Consider the following 495-nt stretch of genomic DNA (forward strand, 5'->3'; position numbering starts at 1 on the left):
GGAGCGCTACGTCAATCCGCTGGTCGCGCCAGACTATCTGTCGACCGATTTCAGCAGCATGACGCCGAATGAATATCTGACGAAGGTGGCGCCGATAACGGCGTTCGAACATATCGTCCAGGCCGTCAAACCGGACACGACGATCCGCAAATATCTTGGCCTGAAGAATGATCACCCTTGCCTGCGCGTCTTTCGAAGGACCTGGTCGGGCGAGGCCGTCGTGACCTGTGCGCTGTTATACTATCCCGGCGCGCAATATCGGCTGGAAGCGCGGTCCACCAAGGGTCCTTCGAAGCCCGTCGCCATTCTCGGAGAGAAGCAGTGAGCGCCACCCATTCTCCATCGATCACCTTCAGCGCGTCGCCGCCGTCGATCGAGGACATCGCGGCAATTGCCCGTCGTCACGCCAGGATCGAAATCTCCGCCGAGGTCGAGGCCCGGATTATGGCGGCGCGCGCCGTCGTCGATCGCTATACGGAAAGGGATCTGCCGGTT

The 495-nt window shown here is 60.6% G+C and carries 1 protein-coding gene and 1 pseudogene; both read left to right on the top strand.

Annotated elements, in window-relative coordinates; all coding sequences use genetic code 11:
* On the top strand, positions 1–325 hold a 325-nt coding region (locus tag AC5ZG1_RS44235), incomplete at its 5' end, for a UTRA domain-containing protein (RefSeq protein WP_496136547.1).
* Positions 322–495: pseudogene (locus AC5ZG1_RS44240) on the top strand (histidine ammonia-lyase); the annotation flags it as partial. The gene AC5ZG1_RS44235 and the pseudogene AC5ZG1_RS44240, both read left to right, overlap by 4 nt.

Source organism: Bradyrhizobium sp. Leo78 (assembly GCF_059512425.1).